Consider the following 2,791-nt stretch of genomic DNA (forward strand, 5'->3'; position numbering starts at 1 on the left):
TGATTTGATGTTCATGAAGTCGAGCGTTTCCGTCACTTCAATGATGTAGAATTCGGCGTTCCATATTCGGTTGATTTCGGAGCAGAGCATGGGTGATGTTGTCGCAGGGAGACAGGCGCGATGAGCAAAGGTGAAGGTGGCGGGGTCTCGATCGTGTTCGGCTATCACGGCGTGCCTGCAAGTGGAGCAAAGCGCCAGAAGCTCGCCCAGCCAATAGAGATTGATGCGCATCTGACACAGAAGGCGCTGCGCGACGAAGCGAGGGCCAAAGCAGGCAAAATCAAAAAGAAGGCGAAGCCCAAATTATCGAAGGCGGAACGCAAGGCGGAGAACGAAGCGCGGAAACTTCATCGCAAAGCTTTGAAGAAGGTGGTTGTGGTCCGACAGGTCGGTGGCCAGATCAAATCAGTGCAAAGGATCGGAAACCAACGCCGGGAAGCCCTCATTGCCGAACGAGAACCTCTGCGGCAACGATGGCGCGAACAACTGCTCGGACGCGGCACCGATCCAGACCAACCATCTGGCTGATCCCCATCACCGCAATCGAAGCCTGTCGATCTGGGTCACTTCTGCCCGGCGCAACCGATAGCCCGGCATCGATAGCGGCCGAAACGGGTGGAGTGATGCCGTCGTTACGTCCCACCATTCCCGCCAGTCATGACCGACATCGAGATACTGGATGCGTGCCCGGATCGACAAGACCTCGCCGATATGCCGCTCGACCCGTCCGCGATTATCTATCTCTCGGACCACCAGATCGCCCACCCGCAGGCCATGCAGATCATCCATCAGACACCTCCATACATCGATCGCTGCATGCCACAAAATCTCAGAAATATCGAAGTATTTGAAGTGCTTGAGTCCATCGCTGAGATGTGAGAATCTACCAGCATGAAACGCGTAGCGCTATATCTTCGGGTCTCTACCGATACCCAAACGGTCGAAAACCAGCGGCGCGAACTCATGGCCGTCGCGGAACGTCTGGACTGGCATATCGTCGCCGAACTCGCCGATGAAGGCATCTCGGGAGCAAAGGGTCGGGATCAGCGTCCCGGCTATGATCGTCTCATGCAGATGGTCACGCGCCGCGAGATCGACCTCATCGCATGCTGGTCCGTCGACAGGCTGGGCCGGTCTCTCCAGCATCTCGTAGGCTTCCTTGGCGAGATCAACGATCGGGGCGTTGACCTGTATCTTCATACACAGGGACTCGATACCTCAACGCCCGCTGGTCGCGCGATGTTCAGCATGCTGTCCGTGTTTGCCGAGTTCGAACGCAGCATCCTCAGGCAGCGTATCATGGCTGGTCTGGCCCGATCGACGAAAAAGAGCGGCCGACCATCTCTCGATCCAGCCAAGGCCGATCGCATCCGAGGCGAACTGGCAAAGGGCACCAGCATCAATATGACGGCCAAGAAGCTCAAGGTCGGCGTCGGCACTGTCCATCGGATCAAGACCCAGATGGCTGAACCGATCGCCGCCTGACCATGGTCGCCTACGATCGGGGATGACGCTGCCGGTCCACCCTCACTTCAACATCATGACATCGATCGTGCCCTGCAATCGTCAGGGGCGATGATATCGCGCGCTATCATGGCTAGAAACTGTCATGGACAAGAGTTCGAATACCAGCGCGTCCGTCGCACTAAGGGCTACAAAGGACCGCTACAGCCTGATAGCCACGCCTATTATCAGCAGCCGCGAATCACGCGAAATCGGGGAACCATCAAGGCTTCCCTGCCTCTCCGCCAATCTTTCCGTAAGATTATGAGATAAAACGATTTCTTCCTGATTCTGAGCTGTCGAGCGTTCAACCGCTACATGTCAGCAACATTTAGAGGTTGAATGTAAATATACCGGCTGCGCCAAGGAACCCTAATGGCTCGAACACCGGACATACCTACGCGGATACGCCATGAAGCCCAATGCCGTGACATTCCGTATCTGTTACATTTTACACAAGCACAAAACTTATGCTCAATCGTCGATCACGGCCTGCTGTCTCGGTCAGCGCTAGAATCGCAAAATGAATTTTCGGCGCACGCCAGCGCCCGCGTCCGTCTCGATGAATACAATAACGCAGTTTCGATTTCAGTCGCCGCGATAAATGCGCGGATGTTCAACGCAAAGATACGTGATGTCGGCACTCCCTATTGGGTGGTCCTGATGCTGGAACCTAGCATATTATGGACACATTGGTGCCGTTTCCTTCGTCGCAGCGGGGCCTCAAATCTGATGAAAGATCACCGAGGTCGGCTGGATGGCTTCTGGGGCTTTACTCAACTATTCTCTGACCCTGCCGGAGAACGCCCGCAATCCTTCTCCGGCACCGACTACAGGGCGGAGACACAAATACCCTCGTTCCTTCCCACCTACCCGGATGCCGAAATCCAAGTCCTGCAACCCATATCGCCTAATCTAATATGCGGAGCATGGGTCGAACGTCCGGAAATAGCTCAAGCTGTGCAAGATGAACTGGACAGGCTCCCCGGCACCAAGCGAACCACTCGGGTTCGACCGTTCTCTAAAATTTCGAATGACCATAACCGGCACGGCTGGGTGATGCTGCTGCCTGATTGATGTGACGCGTTATCATAAATTCGAGTGTTCAGCACCTATGTCGAATTTAGGCAGACGTTCAACCCCCTCCGCGAGGACATCAAGAGGCCAGTCCCCATATTGTTCACCAATCGATCGAGGTGCATGCCCTTGGATGTGTGACGACAGTTATGTTGGCCGCCTGACGACAAACGAGATGGCCGGATCGTGATACATTTGTGTCAGCTTTGCC

General features: G+C 55.2%; 4 protein-coding genes. 3 read left to right on the top strand and 1 reads right to left on the bottom strand.

Features of this window, described 5'->3' with window-relative positions; translation table 11 throughout:
• Positions 1 to 120 precede the first annotated feature (120 nt).
• Positions 121 to 528, top strand: coding sequence for a hypothetical protein (locus V2I08_RS20260; protein WP_349636555.1), 408 nt, complete (start codon positions 121 to 123; stop codon positions 526 to 528).
• 6 nt (positions 529 to 534) lie between these two features.
• Here V2I08_RS20260 and V2I08_RS20265 read toward each other — a convergent pair whose 3' ends face one another.
• Positions 535 to 789 carry a hypothetical protein gene (locus tag V2I08_RS20265; RefSeq protein ID WP_349636556.1) on the bottom strand — a complete coding sequence of 85 codons (255 nt, stop codon included), beginning with the start codon at positions 787 to 789 and terminating at the stop codon, positions 535 to 537.
• A 102-nt stretch (positions 790 to 891) separates the two neighbouring features.
• Between V2I08_RS20265 and V2I08_RS20270 the strand changes: the two genes are divergently transcribed.
• Positions 892 to 1,485, top strand: a complete 594-nt coding sequence (locus V2I08_RS20270) for a recombinase family protein (RefSeq protein ID WP_349636557.1) — start codon at positions 892 to 894, stop codon at positions 1,483 to 1,485.
• A gap of 393 nt (positions 1,486 to 1,878) precedes the next feature.
• Positions 1,879 to 2,580: a DarT ssDNA thymidine ADP-ribosyltransferase family protein gene (locus tag V2I08_RS20275; protein ID WP_349636558.1), complete on the top strand. Its 702-nt coding sequence runs from the start codon at positions 1,879 to 1,881 to the stop codon at positions 2,578 to 2,580.
• Positions 2,581 to 2,791 lie beyond the last annotated feature (211 nt).

It is taken from the genome of Sphingobium sp. MK2, from assembly GCF_040170545.1.
Taxonomy (GTDB): Bacteria; Pseudomonadota; Alphaproteobacteria; order Sphingomonadales; family Sphingomonadaceae; genus Sphingobium.

Coding starts and splice junctions, on each gene's coding strand:
- V2I08_RS20265 (WP_349636556.1), bottom strand. CDS start 789: ATGGATGATCTGCATGGCCTGCGGGTGGGCGATCTGGTGGTCCGAGAG.
- V2I08_RS20275 (WP_349636558.1), top strand. CDS start 1,879: ATGGCTCGAACACCGGACATACCTACGCGGATACGCCATGAAGCCCAA.
- V2I08_RS20260 (WP_349636555.1), top strand. CDS start 121: ATGAGCAAAGGTGAAGGTGGCGGGGTCTCGATCGTGTTCGGCTATCAC.
- V2I08_RS20270 (WP_349636557.1), top strand. CDS start 892: ATGAAACGCGTAGCGCTATATCTTCGGGTCTCTACCGATACCCAAACG.